Source organism: Aliidiomarina sanyensis, assembly GCF_003987175.1.
GTDB classification, from domain to species: domain Bacteria; phylum Pseudomonadota; class Gammaproteobacteria; order Enterobacterales; family Alteromonadaceae; genus Aliidiomarina; species Aliidiomarina sanyensis.
In genome coordinates this window covers 154551-177949 of record NZ_PIPM01000003.1, presented here as the reverse complement: position 1 = coordinate 177949, position 23399 = coordinate 154551, and the positions used below count along the sequence as shown (strand labels likewise).

Below are 23399 nucleotides of genomic sequence, written 5' to 3'. Positions count from 1 at the left end.
CGACAGAGTAAAGGGAAGGAAAGCGTATGACACACCGAACTTGTTTTTTTAAGCTCCGTTTATCCCTGACAGCGCTTGGTCTGATGGCTGTAATGGCGCTCGTGGGTTGTATGCCGGCGCCGCATGGAAATATCGATCCAGACACGGTGCACGTGACGGCATCTGGCAGTGCGGTTGGGGTCCCTGATCAGGCAAATATTCGATTTACGGTTCGTTTTCGAGGCGATGCACTCGGAGACCTGCAGGCAAATACCGACCGCGTAACCGGCCAGTTGCGCGATGTCTTACTCGAACACGGGGTTCCGCGGGAGCATATCCAATCGTGGCAACTGCAAATCCAACCACGCTACAATTATCGTGATGGAGAAGCTATTTTCGCAGGGTATGAAGTGAGCCGTGTGGTACAAGTGACTTTAGCGGATCTCAACCTATTTGATCGGGTGATTGATGATGCGATTGATGTAGGGGTGGTGCAGGTTGATAGTATTCGCTTCTCAATTGCCGATCCGACTGCGTTGTATGCGCAAGCACGGGAAGAAGCGGTTCGGCAGGCCCACGAGAAGGCGAATGAGCTGGCCAAGCATAGTAGCCGACGGATTTCTCATCTGCTGCGAATCACGGAACAGGGAGATGCGCCCGCACACATGGATATGGCCCCGATGCGAATGGCGATGGAGTCCAGTGTGACCGAGCCAGGTCAGCAACACATTAGCGTCTCGGTGCAGGTTGAGTTTGCCTTGCGGCCAGCACGTTAGACAGTATTCTGATGGTTGAACGGCGTCGTAAAGGCAAGCGTGGACCAGACGATCCCACCGATCAGCGTGCGATTGAACATCGGGCGGTCCAGCTACTGAGCCGACGTGAGCACAGCGCTCATGAATTGTCTCACAAGTTGGAACAAAAGGGCTTTGAGCGTGATGCTGTCCGGGCAGTAGTAGCGCGTTTGGAAACGCGTAAGTGGCAATCCGATGCGCGTTTTGCCGATGTATTTTTTCGTCAGCGTGTACAACAAGGATACGGCCCATTGCGAATTCGCGCTGAGTTGCAACATAAAGGCGTGGATGAAGACGAAATTCAGCGCGTATTTGAGGCTGAAGATGTCGATTGGTTTGCGCTTGCTCGCGAGCGATTTCAACGGCGGTTTCCACACCCAGTAGATGCCGCTGATCGACGGAAAGAGCAAGCCCGTCGGATGCGTTATTTGGCGCAACGTGGATTTACCGGAGAACAAGTCCGCTCGGCCTTGGATTCCTCGCTAGAAGACCCCATCTAAACCCCGGTAAGTGGCTGTTTTCTGTGCCATCCCTATGGTATTCTTAGCCACTTTCAAAATTGACGTTTGTGTCCCCGCATATCGCAAAACCGGACTGACAGCAGGAATGTATTTATGAGTATGACCAGTGCCGATATTCGTACTGCCTTTTTGAATTTCTTCGCTGAACGTGGCCACGCCATCGTGCCAAGTGCTTCGCTCATCCCTGGTAATGACGCCACCTTGCTGTTTACCAATGCGGGAATGGTGCCCTTCAAAGATGTATTTCTGGGCACTGACAAGCGGAGTTATTCGCGTGCAACGAGCTCACAACGCTGTGTCCGGGCGGGTGGGAAGCACAACGATCTTGAGAATGTTGGGTATACTGCGCGTCACCATACGTTTTTTGAAATGCTTGGAAACTTTAGTTTTGGAGACTACTTCAAGCGTGAAGCCATTCAATATGCCTGGGCGTTTTTAACCGAGGAACTCAAGTTACCGAAAGAGAAACTGTGGGTAACGGTTTTTGAAGAGGACGATGAAGCCTACGCGATTTGGGCCAATGAAATAGGTGTTCCGACGGATCGAATTGCTCGGATTGGCGCGAAAGATAATTTCTGGCAGATGGGCGATACAGGTCCGTGTGGTCCGTGTTCGGAAATTTTCTATGACCACGGACCGGATGTTTGGGGTGGTCCTCCTGGAACGCCAGAAGAAGATGGTGATCGTTATATCGAGATCTGGAACTTGGTCTTCATGCAGTACAACCGACAGTCGGACGGAACCCTTGAGCCATTACCGAAGCCCTCGGTCGATACCGGCATGGGACTCGAGCGGATTGCTGCAGTGATGCAAGGAGTTCATTCGAACTATGAAACCGATACGTTTGTTCACCTCATTGATGCGGCAGCGAAGGCCGTAGGAACTGACGATCGTTCAGCGCAATCATTGCGGGTGATTGCCGATCACATTCGTTCTTGCGCGTTCTTGATTACCGACGGCGTAATGCCTTCGAACGAGGGGCGAGGCTATGTGTTACGCCGTATTATCCGTCGGGCGGTTCGACATGGGACTAAACTTGGCGCAAACGAACCATTTTTTCACACACTCGTTAGCGAGTTAGTCCGTCTGATGGGAGAAGCATTTCCAGAATTGCAGCAGGCTCAAACACGCATTGAGCAAGCGTTGTTGCAAGAAGAGAAGCAATTTGCGCGGACCTTACAACGGGGACTAAGCCTGCTTGAAGACGCGATGAGCGACTTGGCGGAGGGCGAGGCCCTGAACGGAGAGATTGCGTTCAAGCTGTATGACACCTATGGCTTTCCATATGACCTGACGGCAGATATTTTGCGTGAGCGTGGCTTTGGGCTTGACCAAACTGGCTTTGATGTTGCGATGGAGCAGCAACGCAAACGCGCACAGCAGGCGTCGCAATTCGGTGCGGACTATAACGCCCGTCTTCAATCAGAAACCGTCTCTACATTTCACGGCTACACGGACTATGAGCATCAAGCGACCATCACCGATATTTTTGTGAACGGCGAGGCGGTGAGTGAGGTTGCAGCAGGAGACGATGCGATTGTGGTCCTCGACCACACCCCATTCTATGCAGAGAGTGGTGGGCAGGTCGGTGATATCGGCGTATTCGAACTCGATGGTGAGCCAGTCTTTGTTGTGACCGACACCCAATACATTGGGAAGGCTGTAGGACATCATGGCTCGGCCGAGGTGAAATTGCGCGTCGGTGATAGCTTGACTGCCGTGGTGGATGACGAGCGCCGTTGGGCAATTCGCCGGAATCACTCAGCCACGCACCTTATCCATGCAGCTTTGCGCAACGTATTAGGCGAGCATGTGATGCAAAAAGGCTCTTTGGTTGATGAGCAGCGGCTGCGCTTTGACTTTGCACATCCTCAAGCGGTGACTGCATCAGAACTTCTCGCAATTGAGACTGAAGTGAATGAACAGATTCGGCTTAACACGCCGCTCACGACTGACATTCTCCCAATTGAGGAAGCGAAAGCTCGTGGTGCAATGGCGCTGTTTGGTGAGAAATATGATGATGAAGTTCGTGTCGTGCAGATGGGTCCGTACTCACTCGAATTGTGTGGCGGAACACATGTTGAGCGGACCGGAGACATTGGGATGTTCCGGGTGACAAGCGAGCAGGGGATTGCGTCCGGTGTTCGTCGTATCGAGGCTACGACGGGCGCCAGTGCAGTTTTATATACGCAACAGCAGCAACAGCGGCTACAGAGTATCGCGAGTGTGCTTAAGTCTGATCCGGCGGTGGTCAGTGAGCGTATTGAGCAGTTAATCACACGACAGAAATCACTTGAGAAAGAAATTGCTGAGTTCCAGCGTCAGCTGTCGAAACACGCAGGATCTTCGCTAGTTGACCAAGCCCAGCGTATAGGTGGACAAAAAGTTATTCTTGCAGAACTCGATGATGCAGACCCGAAAGCGCTTCGTGAAATGGTTGATGACCTGAAGAATCGCTTGGGTGATGGCATTGTTCTGTTGGGGTTACGCCAGGGCGACAAAGTGAGTTTGATTGCCGGTGTCACGGCGAGTCTTACATCACGCGTTAAAGCTGGCGAGCTGGTAAATTTTGTCGCGGCACAAGTCGGTGGCAAAGGGGGTGGGCGTCCCGATATGGCTCAAGCCGGAGGAACCCAGCCTGAGAAGTTAACGGAGGCGTTGTCAAGCGTGCCAGGATGGCTTGAAGAAAAGCTGAATGGGTAGCCGCGAGAGAGGAATCTGCGGGCATTCTGTGAGTAAAATAAGCACGTTACGTCAGAATATGTCGTGAAGTGTTGAAACCGAGCGTGTTTTTTTGTCAAATAGACGCTGTTTTCGCCTTGCAGGCATAGCAGCTGTGCTATGCTAAAAGCGTACATTCGTTATCACAGGAATGTGACACGCTGACAAAGAAACAACAGTCTTGTGAAGCTCTGATGCTTGTCTCCGCCGATATGAAAAATATCATATCCGCGCTGATCAGAGATGGTGCTAGTATTTGATGATTATCCAGCACAGTGTGGTCATGTGTCGCAGGATATGTAGTTGAAATGAAGGAGCAAAATTAGATGCTAATATTAACGCGACGGGTCGGGGAGACACTGATGATTGGTGATGATGTCACGGTCACTGTGCTCGGCGTCAAAGGAAATCAGGTACGAATTGGTGTCAATGCTCCAAAAGACGTTTCTGTGCACCGAGAAGAAATTTACATGCGAATTCAGGCGGAGAAGGATTCCGATCAAGCGCCTGAATAACGGATGGGTCTTGTGGTGTAATCGCCACATCAAGAAGCCGGCTTTTGCAGCCGGTTTTTATTTTGGGGCTAAAAACTACGCAGACTGTTTAATTATGACGCAGTTAAACAGTTTCAGGGCAAAAAGCGTTTGACAACTTCTGACAAAACGCTATCATTCACGCCCATCGAGTCGCGGTGAGGTGGCCGAGAGGCTGAAGGCGCTCCCCTGCTAAGGGAGTATAGGGTTTGTAGCCCTATCGAGGGTTCGAATCCCTCCCTCACCGCCATTTTGCCAACTCACGTCACATTCACCTTGGTGAAGCCTGACCATGACGCGGCACGGTGTCGATACAATATGAATCATGAAGCAACGCGCTCGTAGCTCAACTGGATAGAGTACCTGGCTACGAACCAGGCGGTTGGAGGTTCGAGTCCTCCCGAGCGCGCCATTTCAGACATTCAAAACAAGCAACGCGCTCGTAGCTCAACTGGATAGAGTACCTGGCTACGAACCAGGCGGTTGGAGGTTCGAGTCCTCCCGAGCGCGCCACGCTTTCTCTTCGCATCGCCTTTCCAACGCTACTATTCCTTCTTTTTTACTTTAAAATCCGTGTAGCATGTGGCACGAGTCCGCGTATCCTTGATTGCTGTTTATTTCCAGACCTCGTACAACGAATCATTCCATCGAATATCGCCTATCAATTTGCTGCATAGGGAACGCACGTAAAAGCGCTTTCCTTTCCCATCACTGAACTCTACAATTAACTAACAATTATGAGGCACCGATCACGGAAGGACTACGTGATTCAGAGGTGCATGATCGGGTCGACGACCCGTGTCTTTTCAAATCGAATCATCGCAGGGAGGTAGCAATGGCGGAATTGTTTCAAGAAGCGTTTGAATTGATGCTCGCCGGTATGGGGGTCGTCTTCACGTTTTTGCTGATCCTGACCGGTGTTGTTGCCTTGCTGACTCGTCTTTGTCCAGAAACACCAGTGAATTCGAGTGATTCTAGCGCGTCACAACCTGCGCCCCCCAAAGGCCCTTCCCAAGCCGCTAAACTCGCTGCGGTGACTGTCGCTGTCCAAAAATACCGTCAGGCACGAGGACGTGCCGATCGCTCCAAGGAGTAATGCATGACTCAACCTTTATTACTAACCGAGCTCGTTCTTCGTGATGCACATCAATCACTGCTCGCAACACGCCTAAGATTAGAGGATATGTTGCCAATTGCGGCGCAGTTGGATGAAGTCGGTTATTGGTCCATGGAGTCATGGGGTGGCGCGACCTTTGATGCGTGTATTCGTTATCTCGGGGAAGATCCCTGGGAACGACTCCGCGAAATTAAGAAAGCAATGCCAAAAACCAAACAGCAGATGCTGTTGCGTGGACAAAACTTATTGGGTTACCGCCATTACGCAGACGATGTTGTTGAGCGTTTTGTGGAACGTGCCCGGGAAAATGGGGTCGATGTATTTCGCATTTTTGATGCGATGAACGATGTGCGGAATTTACAGACAGCGATTAAAGCGACGATTGCCAATGATGGCCATGCGCAAGGAACGCTGGCTTACACCGTGAGCCCAGTCCATACCCTTGATACCTGGGTGGATATGGCAAAAAAACTAGAAGACTTAGGGTGTCACTCAATATGTATTAAAGATATGGCTGGATTGCTGCGCCCTTATGAAGCTGAAAAGCTTATTCGGGCATTAAAATCAGCGGTATCTGTTCCCATCGCCATGCAGTGTCATGCAACCACGGGGCTCAGCACGGCAACCTATCAGAAAGCGATCGATGCGGGCATCGATATCCTTGATACCGCAATCTCCTCGATGAGCATGACCTATGGTCACACCGCAACAGAGACCATAGTCGCAACGGTTGAGGGGACCGAACGCGATACTGGACTTGATTTGGCAGCACTCGAAGAGATCGCCGCATATTTCCGCGGTGTCCGGCGCAAGTATGCACGCTTCGAAGGCTCTTTGAAGGGAGTGGATGCTCGCATTCTTCTCGCTCAAGTGCCCGGGGGGATGCTGACAAACATGGAAAATCAGCTTCGTGAGCAAAAGGCGCTCGATAAGTTTGATGCCGTTCTAGAGGAAATTCCGCGGGTTCGTGAAGATTTAGGCTTTATTCCATTAGTGACTCCAACATCTCAGATCGTCGGGACGCAGGCCGTGCTAAATGTTTTAACCGGCGAACGCTATAAGTCTGTCTCGAAAGAAACTGCTGGTGTACTCAAAGGTGAGTATGGCGCGACCGCTGCACCGGTTAATCAGGCGCTTCAGAAAACGGTCCTTGGCGATGCTGAGCCTATTACGTGCCGCCCAGCGGACTTATTGGACAATGAGCTCCCAGAACTTACGAAGGAGCTTAAAACCAAAGCGAAAGCGGAATCCATTGAGCTTGCAAAAAATATCGATGATGATGTTCTAACCTATGCGTTGTTCCCGCAAGTTGGATTGAAATTCCTCAAAAATCGCGGGAACCCGGAGGCCTTTGAGCCGGCTCCAAGTTTGGAAACAGATCGTCCCGTTCGCAAAGCGGAAACAGGCGATAACAGTATTGAGCGCTACGATGTATGCATCTCAGGTGAGTGTTTCTCGGTGGAAGTTGGGCCTGATGGGAGTTTGCAGGCCCAACAAAGTGAAATGCCTAAAGCCGAGGAAGAATCGGAAACATCCCAAGCAAAATCAACCGCAAAGTCGAGCCAAGACGACGGCGATGTTCGCCCGGTGACTGCACCACTGTCTGGAAACTTGTGGAAGTATCAAGTGAAAGCCGGACAGAAGGTTGCAGCGGGTGACGTTGTGGTTATTCTGGAAGCCATGAAAATGGAAACTGAAGTTCGGACTGATCGCGCGGGAACAGTTGCTGAGCTCACCGCTCGGGAAGGCGACAGTGTGATCTCGGGTGATGTGCTGCTCACGTTAAAAGGAGCCTAATTGCATGGAAAGCATGCTGACCTTGTGGCAAAACACGGGACTTTCTGCCATGACCTGGGGTGCGTTGGTCATGATAGGTGTGGGCTTAATCTTAATTTATCTTGCGATTGTTCATAAGTTTGAACCTCTCCTGCTCTTGCCCATCGGTTTTGGGGCGGTTCTGACCAATATTCCGCTCGCGGGTATGAACGAGGCAGGAGGTGTCCTGTATGCGTTATATGAGGTCGGAATTGCGACCGGGATCTTCCCGTTACTGATTTTCCTCGGGGTCGGTGCGATGACGGACTTCAGTGCCTTGTTGGCCAATCCGCGAATGCTGTTATTAGGTGCCGCAGCGCAGTTTGGTATTTTTGCAACACTCATTGGCGCTATTGCTCTAAATTGGGTGCCGGGTGTGGAGTTTACGCTTCAGCAAGCGGCGGCGATCGCGATTATCGGGGGGGCTGATGGTCCAACAGCCATTTATTTAAGCTCTCAACTCGCACCCGAATTACTCGGTGCGATAGCCGTTGCAGCCTATTCATACATGGCGCTGGTGCCTGTTTTGCAGCCTCCGGTTATGCGCTTATTGACTACCAAGAAAGAACGCGCAATTAAAATGGAGCAACTAAAGCCTGTCTCGAAGCGCGCGAAGATTCTGTTTCCTTTGCTCGTCTTGATCTTGACGGTCATGTTGTTGCCCACAGCAGCACCATTAGTTGGTATGTTCTGTTTGGGTAACTTAATGCGTGAGTCGGGTGTTGTGGATCGATTAAGCAAGTCTGCTCAGAATGAATTGATTAATTTGGTCACAATTTTCCTCGGGTTGGCTGTCGGCGCACAGCTTAGCGCCGGTTCCTTCTTGACTGTTGAAACACTCGGAATTCTGCTCCTTGGCGCCATGGCGTTCGTCTTCGGGACGGCCGCGGGAATTTTAATGGCGAAATTACTCAATCTATTCAGTAAGCAAGCGATTAACCCACTGATTGGTGCAGCAGGCGTGTCCGCCGTGCCTATGGCAGCGCGAGTCGTCAATAAAGAGGGGTTACGTGCAGATCAACACAACTTCTTGTTGATGCATGCAATGGGGCCAAATGTAGCGGGGGTACTCGGCTCTGCCGTTGCGGCCGGTATTTTGCTTGCGCTTGCGGGTGGATAAGTGCCGTGAGCTCACGATCGAGACGACGCTGATGTGAGCGTCGTCAGGTCACCCACCACATGAGGGTGTAAAAGCCGGCAATCACTGCACTCGTAATCAAAATATACTTGTAGCCTTGCAGTCCATCACGGACGCGATATCCGTTGAGTTGCAACCAAAGCGTCCAAAGCAAGATAAGGACTAACGGGATAAGAAATAAAAATCGCACCATGGTCTAGCTCCCTATGATTCCGCATTTAAGCTCTGCGTGCTGCGCAGATCTTGGATGGCTTGTTCTGCTTGGTCAAGTAACCCTTCGAGGCCAGTAATCTCGTCAGCAACCTTACCGACATCGCGTTCTTGAACCGCAAGTTCCAAAGCGCCAGCTTTCCGCGCTAGAGCGAGCATCCCTAGATTGGCTGCCGCCCCCTTCAGGGAGTGAAAATGGCGGCGTGCGTCATCGTGCTGACCTCGCGCAATAAATTCGGACACTTTCACAGCACTTCCTCGATACGTCGCCACTAGCTGCTCTAGTAATCGGACGTACAAATCAATGTTGTGATTTAAACGCGCCAACGCTTGATCAAGATCCATCCCTTTATTTTGCGGATAACGCCGCGGGGTACTGCTCGGCTTATCCTCTGTTTCCATGTCGCTCGGTGCAGGAGGGGGCGCGTCGTAAGGCCCTGGAAGTGCCCATTTGTTAATTTGACTGATCAGCAAGGCCTCATCAATGGGTTTTGGAATATGTCCTTGCATCCCCGCAGCGAGAGAACGCTCTGCATCGCCACTCATCGCATTTGCGGTCATGGCGAGGATTGGCACCTGCTGATATGAGTAATATTGGCGTATGGTCTCGGCGGCACGGTAGCCATCCATGACCGGCATCTGAATGTCCATCAGAACTAATGCATAGGTATTTTGACGGACTTTATCGACAGCAACCTCACCATTTTCTGCGATATCCACCCGAAATCCGTGACCACTCAATATCTCCTTGGCAACATGTTGATTAATTTCGTTGTCTTCGACCAAGAGGAGTGGTGCGCCGTGCAGGTTTTCGGGAATGGTGAGCTTTTTCTCTTCTAAGCCCACGGCGGTCTTTTTACCAAACAGCGCGGAGGTCATGACTCGGGCCAGAGTCGCGGTGGTATATGGCTTGGTAATGAAATCATCGGTGCCGACTACACGCGCTTTTTCTGCCAATTCCTCAGCGTAATACCCAGTCGCAAGAATCATCCGGGGTCGCGTCTCATCGTTGAATTTGCCTTTTATACGCTCAACGAGTGTCAGTCCATCCATGCCAGGTAAACGCCAATCGATCAGCATGAGTTGGAATGGTTTTTTATCTTGCGCAGCCTTTTTCAGCAAGGTAAGCGCTTGCTCACCACTGTGGCAGGTATGAGCTTCCATGCCGTAGGAGCGAAGCGTTTCCTTTAACATTTCCCGCGTACTGGTGTTGTCGTCTACCGCCAGAACCCGTGTGCCCGCCAAGCGCTCGAGGAGCAGCTGGTGATGGGACGTATCTTGGCTTTCTTGCAGTGGCAAGACGAGTTCAATAAAAAAGTTAGAACCTTGACCCGGAGTGCTGCTGACCCCGATGTCACCTTCCATTAATGTGACAAGGCGGCGTGAAATCGTTAAACCAAGACCGGTACCGCCAAACTTACGCGTGGTTGAGGTATCCGCCTGGGTGAATGCATTAAAGAGACGGGCAGCTTGTTCTGCGCTCATTCCCATTCCCGTATCTTTCACTTCGATCCGCAACCACACTTTGTGCTCGGTGCGGTCAAGCAAAGTACAGGACACATTGATTTCGCCGTCCTCGGTAAATTTAATCGCGTTACTGACTAAGTTTATCAAGACTTGTTGTAACCGCAGGGGGTCACCCACGAGCAGCGTCGGAATGTTCGCTGGGAGATTAATGATGAATTCGAGCCCTTTGTCGTAAGCTTTATAAGCAAACATGTCGGCAAGGGTCCCCAGTACTTCATCTAAATCAAAGGGAATTCTCTCAATAGTTAGTTTATTGGCTTCGATTTTCGAGAAATCGAGTATGTCATTAATGACACCGAGTAGCGCTTGCGAGGACGATTCAATCACTTTCACATAGCGACGTTGCTTGTCGTTTAGGTCAGTTTTCAGTGCAAGGTTCGCCATGCCGACGATGGCATTAATAGGCGTTCGGATTTCATGACTCATGTTGGCCAGAAAATCGCTCTTCGCGAGGTTTGCAGCTTCGGCTTCGGCTCGGGCTTGTTCGGCGGTTTCCCGTGCCTGTGACATTTCCTCGGTAGCGCGTTTAATAGATGAAATATCGTAGTAGCTGCCAAGAATTCCAACGATTTCCCCAGTTTCGTTGTAGAGCGGCACGCTCGAATGTTCAACCCAACGAACACCCCCTTCGGCATCATGAAATTTCAATTGCATCTCTTGGTTACATGCGGCAGAGCGGAGGCTAAAGGTTTGTAAATCGCGCCCTCTAAGCCCTTTATTTGCCTTGAGCTGAGGAATATCCTCATCCCGCAGCCCCTGAACGGTCTCAATCCCAAAGTCCCGCAGAAAACCAGGATTTGCGCCAATAAAACGCATATCGGCGTCACGCCAATACACACGAATGGGAAGGTCGTTAAAGACTTGTGCTAAAAGGTGCCCATTGACTTCAGATAAGGCCGGTTGTTCCTCTATGACACCTTCGGGAGCAGGGGCTTGCGACTGGCTGCAATGCCAAAGCCATACACCGCAGCCAATAAGGACCAACAAGGGCACTACATGCCAGGGAGCGGGAAGAATCAGAACGAACCCTGCGGCAATCAGCATAATGAGGCTCAAGCGCCGCCCAAGTGTGGGGGTGAGCGAGAAATTCAGTTTCTTCAATGGACGTACCTTTCGCTGCTTTTTTCTGATGATTGTGGCACACTAGCCCCATCATATCAGACAAATTCCGGGATGTAGCCTTGTCCATTTTATTATCGACGCGTTTATCGCAATTGCGTGATGATGTCGGGCGCCGTGCGCTCGCGACAATGAACCGAGGAATCGAGCGCGAATGTTTGCGCATTACGCCTGAAGGGCGTCTCGCCACCACGCAGCACCCGAGAGCGTTGGGCTCGAAACTCACACACCCACTGATCACCACAGATTACGCAGAGTCGCTCCTCGAATTCATCACCCCCGTGAGTACGGAGATTGAAACGACCTTGGCGCAACTGCGTGATGTGCATCGTGCGACCTATCATGCGATGGGCAACGAGCTGATGTGGCCTCTAAGTATGCCATGCTATCTCAATGAGGTATCGGACATCCATCTTGCGGATTATGGCACATCGCACATTGGGCGAATGAAGACAACCTATCGGCAAGGGCTGACCCATCGGTATGGTGCGGTCATGCAGACCATTGCGGGCGTTCATTTTAACTGGTCGGTCAGTGACGCGCTGTGGGCGATTTTAGCTGAACGAAATGGAGTAAAGGACTCCGTTGAGTTCCGTTCGGAAGGCTACTTTGGTTTGTTGCGTAACTTTAAACGATGGGCCTGGGTCATTCCCTACTTGTTTGGTGCTTCACCGGTTTTATGCAAGTCATTTTTAAAACACAGCAGCGCCGACTTTGATTTTCGCGAGCTGGGTAACGGAATGGTTTTTGTTCCCTATGCAACGTCGCTACGAATGAGTGATCTCGGGTACACAAATAAGGAACAATCGGCGCTCAAGATTACCTATAACTCATTGCAGAGCTATGTAGACGGGCTTCGAAACGCGGTTTTTACGCGGTCAGAGAATTTTGCAAGCATCGGTGTGCGTGAGGGCGATCACTGGCTGCAATTGAATGACAATATTTTGCAGATTGAAAATGAATTCTATTCGCCGATTCGTCCTAAGCGCGTGACCGAGTCAGGGGAGACACCAACCCAAGCTCTTGAACGGGGTGGAGTGCAGTATATTGAAGTGCGCGCGATTGATGTAAACCCCTTCAGTCCTGTGGGGATCACGGCAGAGCAAATGCGCTTTTTGGATTTGTTTCTACTGTACTGTTTATTAAGCGACAGCCCGGAATTACCCGTGGAGGCTCAACAGCAGACTGAGAAAAATGTAAATACGGTTGTTTTACGTGGTCGTGAGCCAGGGCTGCAATTACGGGATGAATCGGGGGAGCATTCAATCGTCGAGCGATTAACCTTATTGTTTGACGAACTCAAAGAAATTGCAAGTTTGCTTGACGGTGCGACCGAAAATCAGGAAAACGTAGAACAGCAGTATACACGAGCGCTCGCCTTGTTTGCGCCGGCAATTTCTGATCCAGAGCAAACGTACTCCGCTCGGTTACTGCGCGAGTATCATGCGGCGGTAGCAGCGTATCAACAGCTTGGGATGCGTCTCGCAACCGACTACAAAAATGAGCTGATTGAGACGCCGTTTGAGTATTATGACGCGGATTACTTTGCGCAGTTGGCCGCTGAATCCATTGTGGAACAAGAGGCGATAGAGGCTGCGTCTGAGGGGACGTACGCTGCGTTTTTAGACACGTATTTTGCACGCGCTTTAGATAAAAAAAACGCGCCATAGTAGGCGCGTGAAGGTGTTCTTACCAGGGGATAACATGAAATGAATCTTGCATGTACTGATTCAGAGCCTACCGTAAAGAAAAAGTTTCATCAGGGACGAAAAAAACTTGCAATCCGTTTCGGGGTTCTCGCATGTGTCGCCTTGCTAACCGTTGGTTGTGCATCGTCACCGCCGCGTGATCCCGAGAATATTTGTAATATTTTTGAAGAAAACCGTTCTTGGTGGCGCGCTGCGAAATCAATGAATCGAAACTGGGATGTTCCCATTCATGTGCCTATGGCCATTATGTATCAAGAGAGTTCATTCCAAGCGCGCGCGAGACCTCCGCGTCGCTATGTACTGGGCTTTATTCCATGGGGTCGATTAAGCGATGCCTATGGTTATGCACAAGCAAAAACGATGACCTGGGATGATTACATCAAAGAGACTGGGAATCGTCGTGCACGTCGTGACAATTTCGGTGATGCCATTGATTTTATTGGCTGGTATATGAACAAAACCCACACGATCAATGGCGTTTCAAAGCATGACGCATATAACCAATACCTCAATTATCATGAGGGGTGGGGCGGTTTCCAGCGCCGAACCTATGCTCAGAAGGCTTGGCTAATTGATGTTTCCCGTCGGGTAGACGCGCGTTCGAATCGCTATGCTCACCAATTAAATGAGTGTCGTGATCGGCTCGATCGCGGATGGTTCCGCCGCCTATTTTTCGGCTAAGCTGAGACGGAAGCATTGATGTGTGTTTAGCAAAAAGGCCTTGAAGTTCCCGCTTCAAGGCCTTTTTCGTTGGATTAGCTTTTGCGGCGCCGCTTGGGTTTGGGGCGAATTCGGACGCTCTCGACGCGGTTGTCGGTCACTTCCAATATTTCGATACCGTAGCCCGCAATCTTTAAGCACATTGGGCGTTCAGGAATATCTCCGAACATCTCGATAATGAGTCCATTCAATGTTTTCGGACCGTCGGTAGGCAAACTAATTTTGATTTCTTTGTTGAGATCTCGAAGGTTCACGGTACCTTCGACGAGGAAGCTGCCATCGGCCTGCTTCTTCACATGTTCGTGAGGCTGTCCACCAATTGTGGTGGTAAAGTCGCCGACGATTTCTTCGAGCAAATCTTCCAACGTTACTAATCCTTGGATATCACCATACTCATCGACAACGAGGCCAATCCGCTCTTTATTGTGTTGAAACTTGATGAGCTGCACGCTGAGTGGCGTGCCTTCAGGAATAAAGTAGATATCCCGCGCCGCGCGCACCAATGATGCTTTATCAGGCTCGGCGTTATGCCGGGTCAGTAAGCGCAGCATATCCCGAGCATGTAAGAAGCCGATGGCGTCATCAATTTCGTTGCGATACAGCAAGACGAGGGTATGTTGCATGTTACTCAATCGCTTGAGGATGGCGTTTAGGTCGTCGTTAATGTCGATCGAAGCAATATCATTGCGGGGGATCATGATGTCATCAACCGTTACCTTCTCGAGGTCCAAGATACTGAGTAACATTTCTTGGTGTCGTGAGGGGATCAACGAGCCAGCTTCATGTACAACGGTGCGAAGCTCTTCAGCGGTCAGGGTATCTTTGCTCGCTGCGGTTGGGTTAATCCCAATCAAGCGCATCATGTTATTGGTGATAAAGTTCACGCCGGCAACAAGCGGATAAAATATCTTCATCAGCGGGTTGAGAATAATCGAGCTTGGGAAAGCGACGCGTTCAGGATGAAGGGCTGCAACTGTTTTCGGCGTAACCTCGGCAAAAATCAGAATAACGAGGGTCAGCACGAGGGTCGCAACGGCAATGCCGTAGTCTCCGTAGAGGCGCATACCGATGATGGTCGCGATCGCAGAAGCAGCAATATTAACGAGGTTGTTGCCAATTAGAATCAAGCCAATCAGGCGATCAGGGCGATCAAGCATTTGCAACACGCGGCGTGCTGCTTTGTTGCCACTTTGAGCGAGATGTCGAAGTTTGTATCGGTTCACCGACATCATGCCAGTCTCGGAACCGGAGAAGTATCCTGATATCAGAATCAGAACAAACAGTACGATAAATAACGTACTCGTCGATATGTCGTCCAAGTGTTTACCCTATGTTGAAACGCAAGACTTCTAATGTAGGGGCGTAGCCCCCGAAGTCAAGTATAAAATACGATAAAGCTGCGGCAACCAACGCATGTTCCGTAGCGGGGCGTTGGGCTTTGTTCGGGAGAGAGTCATGCCTTCACACCCAACGCAACGTAGCCAACGCATCGTAGCCAACGCATGTTCCGTAACGGGGCGTTAAAGCAAAATATCGCGGACGAAGCGGCTGCCAAAATAGCTAAGGATTAAGAGGGCGCTGGCAATCAGGGTGTAATAAACCGCGAGCCGGCCACGGAGGCCACGCCAATAGTGCACAATCAGGATGGAGCCGAAGCTGACCCACGCGAGCAATGACAGGATAGTTTTGTGGAGTTGTCCTCGCGCGAACCAGTTATCAAGATAGATAAAGCCAACGATGATAGCCAAGGTCAGAAGTATGGTTCCGGCGGTGAGGAGGTGGAAAAAGTAACGTTCAACAGACATCAAAGGCGGTAGCCGATCCGAAAGCGCTTTTGCACTGCGCTTTTTGAGCAGTTTGTTGAGATAAAGCAGTTGCACACCGTATAGGGTGGCAAGGGTTAATAGCGCGGAAGCGAGCAATGCCAGGCTGATGTGGAGGGCAAAAACCGGTGTCATGTCGACCGGACGTCCAACATGGTCGGGAACGAGGAATACTGCGATGATACTAACCGCGGCGAGGGAGAAAATAGCGGGGCGGAGTAACAAGCTCGCTGGGTGATCGCCGCGCAGGGTATTAAAGAATGCGAGGAGCCAAGTAATCATCGCTAGGGTGGTAAATAGATTGAGATGCACTAATCCGTTGGACGTGAACTGATATCCGAGTATGGCGAAGTGCGTAATCAACGCAATTGCGCTTATCGCCATTGAGCGGCGCTGCATGGTACTGGGGCCGGTCATTCGCTGACTGACAATGACAGCGCCGGTGAGATAGGCGATGATGCTGATGGCAATCAAGAGCGTAAACATGCGGGTTGCCCGTTCCTTCTGTTAGCGATAGCGAGTCGTCGAGTGTTCAGGTGCAAGACCTTGTTTTTCGGCAGAACTGCCCTTATTCCTGTTCTATCATAGGCGCTTGCATCGCCAAACCCAACCTTATTCCGGTATAATACCTGAAACTCTGCTGACAGGAAGATCGCATGTTTGAAAACCTGAGCGAACGACTGACGCATACGCTGAAAAATATCAGCGGACGCGGTCGTCTGACCGAAGACAATATTAAAGACACGCTGCGAGAAGTGCGAATGGCCTTGCTTGAGGCGGATGTCGCGTTGCCCGTGGTCAAAGAATTTATCGCGAAAGTTAAAGAGCGAGCACTTGGCACCGAGGTCAATAAGAACCTGAACCCAGGCCAAGTCTTTGTAAAGATTGTTCGGACCGAGCTTGAGGCCGCGATGGGAGAGGCAAATGTGCCTCTCAACTTAGCGACGCAGCCTCCAGCCGTTATGATGATGGCGGGTTTGCAAGGTGCGGGTAAGACAACTTCGGTTGGTAAGTTAGCGCGTTTCTTAAAGGAAAAGCAGAAGAAAAAAGTCTTGGTGGTTAGTGCGGACGTGTATCGTCCGGCGGCGATTGCTCAGTTGGAACGCCTTGCCGCGGACGTTGATGTGGAATTTTTCCCATCGACAGTTGAACAGAAGCCGGTCGATATTGCTCATGCGGCGATTTCCCACGCCAAGAAGAAATTTATTGATGTGGTCTTAGTGGATACTGCGGGTCGTCTTGCCATCGATGAAGCCATGATGGATGAAATCAAGGCGTTGCATGCCGCGATCAATCCAATCGAGACGCTCTTTGTGGTCGATGCGATGACGGGGCAAGATGCCGCGAATACCGCCAAAGCGTTTGGCGAGGCTCTGCCGCTTACTGGGGTGATCCTCACCAAGGTCGACGGGGACTCGCGTGGCGGTGCAGCGTTGTCGATTCGACATATCACGGGCAAGCCCATCAAGTTTCTGGGGGTCGGTGAGAAAAATGACGCGCTTGAGCCGTTTCACCCCGATCGCATTGCCTCGCGCATTCTTGGCATGGGTGATGTGCTCTCTCTGATTGAAGAAGTAGAAGCCAAGGTTGACCGGGATAAAGCCGAAAAAGTCGCGAAGAAAGTATTGAAAAGTGGCAAGTTCAGTCTTGAAGATTTCCGTGAGCAGCTCCAACAAATGCGCAATATGGGCGGCATGATGGGACTGATGGATAAGATCCCAGGCATGGGCCAAATGGCCAACAAAATGCCGGGTCAGTTCGACGACAAGATGACCGTTCGGATGGAAGCGATTATTAATTCGATGACGCCACAAGAGCGTGAACACCCCGATATCATTAAAGGTTCACGGAAGCGCAGAATCGCAGTGGGCTCTGGTGTGCAAGTGCAAGATGTGAATAAGATGCTGAAGCAGTTTTCACAAATGCAAAAGATGATGAAGAAAATGAAAGGCGGTGGCATGGCAAAAATGCTGCGGCAAATGGGAGGGAAGTTACCTCCTGGGATGTTCCCCGGTCGCTAGAACATGCATTCTTTCTTGCATTTGCGGGGGAAATCCGTAGAATAATGCGGCCCCCTGACCTTGTGTCGGGTGGGTTTCTTTAACCTTTGAAAACATTGAAAAAAGTATAGAGGACGGTAATGGTAACCATTCGTTTACAACGTGGTGGCGCGAAAAAGCGTCCATTCTACCAAATGGTAGTTACCGACAGCCGGAACGCCCGTGATGGACGTTTCATTGAAAATGTCGGTTTCTTTAACCCGGTAGCACGTGGTCAGGAAGAGAAAGTTCGTATCGATCTAGACCGTGTTGATCACTGGTTGGGTCAAGGTGCGAACCTGTCTGATCGTGTTGCTAAGTTGGTTAAAGACGCGCGTAAAGCAGCGTAATTACTAGGTGGTCAAACGCACATGACGGATTCTCAACAGCATAGTCCTGTAGTACTCGGCACCATCGGTGCAGTGTATGGAATTAAAGGCTGGTTGCGGATTAACGCATACACCGAGAATCAAGAAGGCATTTTTGATTACAGTCCGTGGCTGATTGGTCACAATGGACAATGGCGCGAGGCCAAAGTCAGCCAATGGCGCTGGCACAATAATGGGCTCGTAGCCAAATTCGCAGAGGTGGATGACCGGGATGCTGCTCAGCAACTGACCGGACTTGAAATCGCTGTGCCGGCAGATGCATTGCCGGAGCTTGCTGAAGATGAATTTTATTGGCGTGATTTAGTTGGTTTGCGTGTTGTGAATAAAGAAAATTACGACATGGGAATCGTGAATCACCTGATGCCAACCGTTGCAAACGACGTGTTGGTTGTGAATGCAAATAGTAACGATGCATTTGGTAAACGCGAACGCCTGATTCCATTTATCCAATCACAATACATTGTGAAGGTAGATAAGGAAGCAGGGCTGATTACGGTAGATTGGCCAGCGGATTTCTGATGGCAAACAAACTGCACGTAGGCGTGGTCTCTATTTTTCCAGAGATGTTCGCCGCGATTACTGACTTTGGCGTAACACGCCGAGCGGTGCAAGAAGGGCTCTTAACGGTGACTCCTTGGAACCCTCGCGATTACGCTCAAGATAAGCATCGGACCGTGGATGACCGGCCGTATGGCGGTGGTCCCGGGATGCTGATGATGGTCGCTCCTTTGCGCGCAGCGATTCACGAAGCCAAAATGGGTATTCGGGAACGCAGTGGAACGGAGCCTCGGGTTATCTATTTGTCACCGCAAGGTCGCAAGTTAGATCAAGCCGGTGTGCGCGAGTTATCTCAGTATGAAGGGCTTGTTCTTGTGGCAGGCCGATACGAAGGCATTGATGAACGTGTGATTGAAGCGGATATCGATGAAGAATGGTCCATCGGAGACTTTGTGCTCTCGGGAGGCGAATTGCCAGCCATGGTTTTCATCGACACGCTCGCACGGGAAGTCCCGGGTGTGTTGGGGCATCAAGATTCAGCCACAGAAGATTCTTTTGTGAATGGATTACTTGATTGTCCACATTACACGCGGCCAGAAATTCTTGATGGCAAGCAAGTTCCACCAGTATTACTGAGTGGAAATCATGAAGAAATACGGCGGTGGCGGTTGCAACAGGCGCTTGGGCGTACCTGGCAACGGCGACCAGAATTGTTAAATAACCTAGCTCTGACTGACGAGCAACAAAAGCTCCTCGACGCGTTTATCGCGGACCAGGAACAGACACTCGGGTAGTATATTCTAGGCGGAGATTATCATGGCTAAAGTAAGCAAGAATATCTTGAAGCAGCTCGAAGATGAGCAGCTCAAACAAAATGTCCCCGCGTTCGCGCCGGGTGACACTGTTATCGTCAATGTAAAGGTTAAAGAAGGTGAGCGTGAGCGTGTACAGGCCTTTGAAGGCGTTGTAATTCGTAAGCGTAACCGTGGTTTGCACAGTGCTTTCACCGTGCGTAAAATTTCAAACGGCGAAGGTGTTGAGCGTACATTCCAAACGCACAGCCCATTGATCGACAGCGTATCTGTGAAGCGTCGCGGTGCGGTTCGTCGTGCGAAACTGTACTATCTGCGTGAGCGCAGTGGTAAATCTGCGCGGATCAAAGAAAAGCTTAACTAAGCTTTTTGATCGCAGACGACAGAATCAAGGCCTCCATTTGGAGGCCTTTTTTTGTCCTCGCATCCAGACATTTTTATGATTTGCAGCCTTCTTTGTTTTACACTGAATTGACTGAGAAGTAGAAAGAGAAGTACACACCATGGATCCACGATTAGCTGCATTACGGGACGCGATCGACGCTGCTGATGCCGAGCTTGTTCGCATACTGGCAAAACGCCTGGAGATTTCTCGTGAGATAGGTCAGTTGAAGCACGAGTTAGGCCAGCCCCTTTATGTACCTTCCCGAGAAGCCGAACTCATTGCCGGCCGACGCGCCGATGCGGAGCATGCGGGACTACCCGGTGACCTGATCGAAGACATCTTGCGTCGCACGATGCGCGAGTCGTATCAACGACAAAAGCACCAAGGTTTCCGGCGAGTGAATCCTGATCAACGTCCAATCGTGGTTGTGGGTGGAAAAGGTGCGTTGGGGCAACTGTTTGTGAAATGGTTCGAACTGTCTGGTTACGCCGTGCACGTGATTGATAAAGACAACCAGAACGAATTGCCGACTGCCGTAAGTGACGCCTTACTTGTACTTATTGCTGTGCCTGTTGCACAAACTGAAGACGTGATTGCGAATTTGCCGGAACTGCCCAGTGACTGTGTGCTTGCAGATGTCACGTCGATTAAGCAAAAGCCACTTCAGGCGATGCTTGCAAGGCATTCTGGTCCGGTTATTGGATTGCATCCCATGTTTGGTCCGTCCGTCCCGACGCTGGCGAAGCAAACCATCTTAGTCACGCCTGGGCGAGATCATGCCGCTTCCGATTGGTTGATACAGCAGTTCGCTATTTGGGGCGTGCAAGTGCACAGCTTGACGGCCGAACAACACGATAAAGCGATGTCCATGATTCAGGTGATGCGCCACTTATCCAGTTTTGTATATGGATATCACCTCAGTAAAGAAAATCCAGATCTTGAGCAGCTCGTGCAGTTGAGCTCTCCTATTTATCGGCTCGAACTGATGATGGTCGGACGCTTGTTTGCCCAAAGCGGTGAGCTCTATGCGGACATCATTCAATCGGATCAAGATAAACTGAGTATGGTTCGCCGTTACTTGAAACGATTCGACGATGTCTTAAAGCTTCTTGAAACGGAAGGGCGTGAGGGTTTCGTTCGTGAGTTTGAAAAGGTAGCCTTGTGGTTTGGGCCTTATGCGGAGGGGTTTTTGCGCGAGAGTATAAACCTCCTACAACACACCTCCGACTCCCGGAGCTAGCTTGTCAGAACTCCTCACTCGCTGCGTTATGAACGCGTCTCAATCGGTTACGTACCATTGAGGTACGCGCCCTGAGCCCAACGCGGTGCGTTGGCTACGATGCTGCGTTATAAACGCGTCTCAATCGGTTACGTACCATTAAGGTACGCGCCTTGAGCCCAACGCGGTGCGTTGGCTACGGTGCTGCGTTATGAACGCGTCTCAATCGGTTACGTACCATTAAGGTACGCGCCCTGAGCCCAACGCGGTGCGTTGGCTACGGTGCTGCGTTATAAACGCGTCTCAATCGGTTACGTACCATTGAGGTACGCGCGCTGAGCCCAACGCGGTGCGTTGGCTACGGTGCTGCGTTATAAACGTGCCTCAATCGGTTACGTACCATTAAGGTACGCGCCCTGAGCCCAACGCGGTGCGTTGGCTACGGTGCGTTGGCTACGGTGCGGTGCTCAGGGGAGAAGGTTGTGGGTGCTGAGGAGTTGTTCTAGGGCGTCCGGCGCGACGGGCTTGTGCAATGTTTGATTCATCCCGGCACTCCGGCAGCGATCCAGCTCAGTTTGGCTTTGATGGCCGGTGAGGGCAACAATCGGGGTTTCGACGAAGGCCGCTTCTGCGCGCAAGGTCGCACAGACCTCTGCGCCCGTCATGTCATCCATTTCATAATCAAGAATACAGAGATCTGGCTGAGCATCGCGTGCTTGAGTTAAGGCGTCTGTTCCATTGGATACCGCAATGACTTCAACCGGAAATGCACTTAACATCGCTTTGAGAACTTCAAGGCTAATAAAATCGTCGTCTGCAATCAGTACCTTTTTCATGGGGTGCCTTTGCGTGATTCCTTTTCTTTCAGAGGCTTTCGACTGCGGTTATTGCAGTCAGCGCTTACGGGCAGACTGCCACGGGACCGAATGTCTGTCAATTTTCAGGGCTCGTTGCGACGAACCCTGCGGATGAAATGTCAGGTGAGCCACCAGAACAACACGGTTACATTGATGGCAAACAAGATGAAACCAAAACCTGGATGCACTTGTTTTGGTGGTGTTAGATCGTTTTTTTCTGTTTTCAGATTCCCGGTAATCATGGGCGTAATCAAGTTCTTACCGCGCACGGCATACACGATGTTGGCGAGAATGTGCAAGGCGAGCAGCACAAGAATCCAGTCAAACAGTTGCTTGTGGAAGCTCGTGAGGGTCCGCACCCAATCTTGGCTTACAAGATGCGCGAGTGGTCCACGGAAGAAAATGGCGTCGTCGGTAAAAAGTCCTGAAACGGCTTGCGCGAGTAGTGCGGCGAGCATCAGGATGACGGCCCAACCTCCGATTGGGTTGTGGGTGAGCCATGTGCTCGCGAACGGGGCTTTTAGATAATAAACCACCGCTTTTGGAGACCTCACAAAACGCGAAAACCGGCCTGATTCGCTGCCAAAAATTCCCCACAGAATGCGGGTAAGAATTAGCGCGAGGACGAAAACACCGAGTCGATGGTGTAAGTCAATATAGTCAATATTGCCACCGGTATACCAAAGCCCAGCGATGGCCAGCACGAGCAGCCAGTGAAAGCTGCGAATAAACCCATCCCACAGTTTAATCACCATGTGTTTTCATCCCTAAAGTGGTAATAAACGCAGATTAGTCTGCTCTATATCCTTGATGACACTGCTGGCAGCTGCGTGCGGTGTCCATAAATTTGGGACGAATCTCACGCATGTTTTCACTTTCGGCAGCAGCAACTAATTCTTTTACGGCGGCTTGGAAGGTGTCGCGTTTCGCTTCAAAGTCACTCCAGTTCTCCCAAATGACTGGCAGGGCGTCACTGTTTGCTGTCGCATTTTCACCAGCACCCGTGAATGCTTCGAAAGGCACATGACTCAAATGATAGAGGGTGTTTGCACGCGTCTTAAACATTTCGGCATCAAAATCTCGCTCGCCGCGGACCATGCTGGCCATGTACTGGAAGTTCTCGCGAATGAGTGAAAAGGTCTTTTGACGATATTCAACCGCATCGCTGGCATTCGTAAACGCACTGGCTTGCGCAGTGTTGATTCCCACGGCAGCGCCGGTCAGCAGAGTGAGGCCAGCCATACTCGCTAGCAGGACACGAACGGTCAACGAACGGGCAGGTTGCGTGTTTTTCATGGAGTGATCCTTATCTTGTCGGGTCGATTTGTTGTCATTATGCAAAAACTTCATACGCAAGACATCCCAATTCCGTTCTATTTTCGTTATAAATTCGTTGGGGGTTGGTCGCCTGTTCTTGTCATTTGGTCTATGCAAGCGTTGAACATAGGCACAGAACGCGTTTAAATGACCGATT

22 protein-coding genes and 3 tRNA genes are annotated in these 23399 nt (G+C 50.8%); 18 read left to right on the top strand and 7 right to left on the bottom strand.

From position 1 onward, the window contains the following. The first annotated feature begins 26 nt into the window (after positions 1 to 26). The 10 genes from CWE11_RS04515 (at position 27) to CWE11_RS04470 (ending at position 8600) form a co-directional block, all read left to right on the top strand. The gene (locus CWE11_RS04515) at positions 27 to 755 is read left to right on the top strand and encodes an SIMPL domain-containing protein (RefSeq protein ID WP_126776412.1); all 729 of its coding nucleotides are present in this window, start codon (positions 27 to 29) and stop codon (positions 753 to 755) included. Positions 756 to 766: 11 nt separating this feature from the next. After that, positions 767 to 1273: a regulatory protein RecX gene (locus tag CWE11_RS04510; protein ID WP_126776411.1), complete on the top strand. Its 507-nt coding sequence runs from the start codon at positions 767 to 769 to the stop codon at positions 1271 to 1273. A gap of 114 nt (positions 1274 to 1387) precedes the next feature. Next, positions 1388 to 3997, top strand: coding sequence for an alanine--tRNA ligase (gene alaS, locus CWE11_RS04505; RefSeq protein WP_126776410.1), 2610 nt, complete (start codon positions 1388 to 1390; stop codon positions 3995 to 3997). Between the two features lie 344 nt (positions 3998 to 4341). Further along, positions 4342 to 4530, top strand: a complete 189-nt coding sequence (csrA, locus tag CWE11_RS04500) for a carbon storage regulator CsrA (RefSeq protein ID WP_126776409.1) — start codon at positions 4342 to 4344, stop codon at positions 4528 to 4530. Between the two features lie 175 nt (positions 4531 to 4705). Then, positions 4706 to 4798: transfer RNA gene (locus tag CWE11_RS04495), tRNA-Ser, on the top strand. A gap of 85 nt (positions 4799 to 4883) precedes the next feature. Continuing rightward, positions 4884 to 4960: transfer RNA gene (locus CWE11_RS04490), tRNA-Arg, on the top strand. 24 nt (positions 4961 to 4984) lie between these two features. Beyond that, positions 4985 to 5061, top strand: a tRNA-Arg gene (locus tag CWE11_RS04485). Positions 5062 to 5383: 322 nt separating this feature from the next. Beyond that, positions 5384 to 5644 carry an OadG family protein gene (locus CWE11_RS04480; RefSeq protein ID WP_126776408.1) on the top strand — a complete coding sequence of 87 codons (261 nt, stop codon included), beginning with the start codon at positions 5384 to 5386 and terminating at the stop codon, positions 5642 to 5644. Positions 5645 to 5647: 3 nt separating this feature from the next. Continuing rightward, positions 5648 to 7462: a sodium-extruding oxaloacetate decarboxylase subunit alpha gene (gene oadA / locus CWE11_RS04475; protein WP_126776407.1), complete on the top strand. Its 1815-nt coding sequence runs from the start codon at positions 5648 to 5650 to the stop codon at positions 7460 to 7462. A 4-nt stretch (positions 7463 to 7466) separates the two neighbouring features. Continuing rightward, on the top strand, positions 7467 to 8600 hold the full coding sequence (locus CWE11_RS04470; RefSeq protein ID WP_126776406.1) for a sodium ion-translocating decarboxylase subunit beta: 1134 nt from the start codon (positions 7467 to 7469) through the stop codon (positions 8598 to 8600). A 43-nt stretch (positions 8601 to 8643) separates the two neighbouring features. Here CWE11_RS04470 and CWE11_RS12090 read toward each other — a convergent pair whose 3' ends face one another. Both CWE11_RS12090 and CWE11_RS04465 read right to left on the bottom strand, forming a co-directional pair. Next, on the bottom strand, positions 8644 to 8811 hold the full coding sequence (locus CWE11_RS12090) for a hypothetical protein (RefSeq protein ID WP_198675593.1): 168 nt from the start codon (positions 8809 to 8811) through the stop codon (positions 8644 to 8646). A gap of 11 nt (positions 8812 to 8822) precedes the next feature. Beyond that, positions 8823 to 11456, bottom strand: a complete 2634-nt coding sequence (locus CWE11_RS04465; protein ID WP_241971725.1) for a response regulator — start codon at positions 11454 to 11456, stop codon at positions 8823 to 8825. An 80-nt stretch (positions 11457 to 11536) separates the two neighbouring features. Between CWE11_RS04465 and gshA the strand changes: the two genes are divergently transcribed. Together gshA and CWE11_RS04455 are read left to right on the top strand one after the other, a co-directional pair. Continuing rightward, on the top strand, positions 11537 to 13144 hold the full coding sequence (gene gshA, locus CWE11_RS04460; protein WP_241971724.1) for a glutamate--cysteine ligase: 1608 nt from the start codon (positions 11537 to 11539) through the stop codon (positions 13142 to 13144). A gap of 39 nt (positions 13145 to 13183) precedes the next feature. Then, positions 13184 to 13864, top strand: a complete 681-nt coding sequence (locus tag CWE11_RS04455; RefSeq protein WP_241971723.1) for a transglycosylase SLT domain-containing protein — start codon at positions 13184 to 13186, stop codon at positions 13862 to 13864. A 74-nt stretch (positions 13865 to 13938) separates the two neighbouring features. Here the strand turns inward: CWE11_RS04455 and CWE11_RS04450 are convergent, their stop codons facing one another. Beyond that, a complete protein-coding gene (locus CWE11_RS04450; protein WP_126776405.1) occupies positions 13939 to 15222 on the bottom strand; it encodes an HlyC/CorC family transporter in 1284 nt (427 codons plus the stop codon). A gap of 201 nt (positions 15223 to 15423) precedes the next feature. Beyond that, positions 15424 to 16212, bottom strand: a complete 789-nt coding sequence (locus CWE11_RS04445) for a cytochrome C assembly family protein (protein ID WP_126776404.1) — start codon at positions 16210 to 16212, stop codon at positions 15424 to 15426. Positions 16213 to 16382: 170 nt separating this feature from the next. On the opposite strand from CWE11_RS04445, the gene ffh reads away from it, so the two are divergent. From ffh to tyrA, 6 genes are all read left to right on the top strand, one after another. Continuing rightward, complete coding sequence (gene ffh, locus CWE11_RS04440) at positions 16383 to 17747, top strand: signal recognition particle protein (protein WP_126776403.1); 1365 nt, start codon at positions 16383 to 16385, stop codon at positions 17745 to 17747. 119 nt (positions 17748 to 17866) lie between these two features. Further along, a complete protein-coding gene (gene rpsP, locus CWE11_RS04435) occupies positions 17867 to 18115 on the top strand; it encodes a 30S ribosomal protein S16 (protein WP_126776402.1) in 249 nt (82 codons plus the stop codon). Between the two features lie 21 nt (positions 18116 to 18136). Then, the gene (gene rimM / locus CWE11_RS04430; RefSeq protein WP_126776401.1) at positions 18137 to 18673 is read left to right on the top strand and encodes a ribosome maturation factor RimM; all 537 of its coding nucleotides are present in this window, start codon (positions 18137 to 18139) and stop codon (positions 18671 to 18673) included. An 11-nt stretch (positions 18674 to 18684) separates the two neighbouring features. Further along, the gene (gene trmD, locus CWE11_RS04425; RefSeq protein ID WP_126776548.1) at positions 18685 to 19446 is read left to right on the top strand and encodes a tRNA (guanosine(37)-N1)-methyltransferase TrmD; all 762 of its coding nucleotides are present in this window, start codon (positions 18685 to 18687) and stop codon (positions 19444 to 19446) included. A 22-nt stretch (positions 19447 to 19468) separates the two neighbouring features. Beyond that, positions 19469 to 19828: a 50S ribosomal protein L19 gene (rplS, locus tag CWE11_RS04420; RefSeq protein WP_126776400.1), complete on the top strand. Its 360-nt coding sequence runs from the start codon at positions 19469 to 19471 to the stop codon at positions 19826 to 19828. Positions 19829 to 19967: 139 nt separating this feature from the next. Beyond that, complete coding sequence (gene tyrA / locus CWE11_RS04415; protein ID WP_126776399.1) at positions 19968 to 21089, top strand: bifunctional chorismate mutase/prephenate dehydrogenase; 1122 nt, start codon at positions 19968 to 19970, stop codon at positions 21087 to 21089. A 446-nt stretch (positions 21090 to 21535) separates the two neighbouring features. Here the strand turns inward: tyrA and CWE11_RS04410 are convergent, their stop codons facing one another. The 3 genes from CWE11_RS04410 to CWE11_RS04400 all read right to left on the bottom strand — a co-directional run bounded on the left by CWE11_RS04410 (position 21536) and on the right by CWE11_RS04400 (position 23221). Further along, positions 21536 to 21904: a response regulator gene (locus CWE11_RS04410; RefSeq protein WP_126776398.1), complete on the bottom strand. Its 369-nt coding sequence runs from the start codon at positions 21902 to 21904 to the stop codon at positions 21536 to 21538. A 140-nt stretch (positions 21905 to 22044) separates the two neighbouring features. Next, positions 22045 to 22680: a cytochrome b/b6 domain-containing protein gene (locus CWE11_RS04405; RefSeq protein WP_126776397.1), complete on the bottom strand. Its 636-nt coding sequence runs from the start codon at positions 22678 to 22680 to the stop codon at positions 22045 to 22047. Positions 22681 to 22714: 34 nt separating this feature from the next. Further along, positions 22715 to 23221 carry a c-type cytochrome gene (locus tag CWE11_RS04400; protein WP_157981286.1) on the bottom strand — a complete coding sequence of 169 codons (507 nt, stop codon included), beginning with the start codon at positions 23219 to 23221 and terminating at the stop codon, positions 22715 to 22717. Positions 23222 to 23399 lie beyond the last annotated feature (178 nt).